General features: G+C 54.1%; 1 rRNA gene. It reads left to right on the top strand.

Annotated features, from left to right (window positions below):
• A 16S ribosomal RNA gene (locus tag ACEXOE_RS23680) occupies nt 1–1,319 on the top strand; the annotation flags it as partial.
• Between the last annotated feature and the right edge of the window lie 6 nt (nt 1,320–1,325).

The following is a 1,325-nucleotide window of genomic DNA, read 5'->3' as shown; positions in this document are numbered from 1 at the left end:
ATTAAAGGTTACGGTAAGGGATGGCCATGCGTACCATTAGCTAGTTGGCGGGGTAACGGCCCACCAAGGCGACGATGGTTAGGGGCCCTGAGAGGGGGATCCCCCACACTGGTACTGAGACACGGACCAGACTCCTACGGGAGGCAGCAGTGAGGAATATTGGACAATGGGCGGAAGCCTGATCCAGCCATGCCGCGTGCAGGAAGACTGCCCTATGGGTTGTAAACTGCTTTTATACGGGAAGAACAACCGCCACGTGTGGCGCTCTGACGGTACCGTAAGAATAAGGACCGGCTAACTCCGTGCCAGCAGCCGCGGTAATACGGAGGGTCCGAGCGTTATCCGGAATTATTGGGTTTAAAGGGTCCGTAGGCGGGTCGGTAAGTCAGGGGTGAAATGGTGCGGCTCAACCGTAGCACTGCCTTTGATACTGTCGATCTTGAGTTATGGTGAAGTTGCCGGAATATGTAGTGTAGCGGTGAAATGCATAGATATTACATAGAACACCGATTGCGAAGGCAGGTGACTAACCGTATACTGACGCTGATGGACGAAAGCGTGGGGAGCGAACAGGATTAGATACCCTGGTAGTCCACGCCGTAAACGATGGATACTAGCTGTCCGGTGCCTTGAGTACTGGGCGGCCAAGCGAAAGTGATAAGTATCCCACCTGGGGAGTACGTTCGCAAGAATGAAACTCAAAGGAATTGACGGGGGCCCGCACAAGCGGTGGAGCATGTGGTTTAATTCGATGATACGCGAGGAACCTTACCAGGGCTTAAATGTAGTATGACAGGTTTAGAGATAGACTTTTCTTCGGACATATTACAAGGTGCTGCATGGTTGTCGTCAGCTCGTGCCGTGAGGTGTCAGGTTAAGTCCTATAACGAGCGCAACCCCTGCCGTTAGTTGCCAGCATGTAAAGATGGGGACTCTAACGGGACTGCCGGTGCAAACCGAGAGGAAGGTGGGGATGACGTCAAATCATCACGGCCCTTACGTCCTGGGCCACACACGTGCTACAATGGCCGGTACAGAGAGCAGCCATGTCGTAAGGCAGAGCGAATCTACAAAGCCGGTCACAGTTCGGATTGGGGTCTGCAACCCGACCCCATGAAGCTGGAATCGCTAGTAATCGGATATCAGCCATGATCCGGTGAATACGTTCCCGGGCCTTGTACACACCGCCCGTCAAGCCATGGAAGCCGGGAGTGCCTGAAGTCCGTCACCGCAAGGAGCGGCCTAGGGCAAAATCGGTAACTAGGGCTAAGTCGTAACAAGGTAGCCGTACCGGAAGGTGCGGCTGGAACACCTCCTTTCTAGAG

Origin of the sequence: Spongiimicrobium salis (assembly GCF_043678055.1) — a bacterium.
Lineage (GTDB): Bacteria > Bacteroidota > Bacteroidia > Flavobacteriales > Flavobacteriaceae > Spongiimicrobium > Spongiimicrobium salis.
The sequence above is the reverse complement of the archived record's forward strand: the minus strand, read 5'-3'. Positions and strand labels throughout refer to the sequence as shown.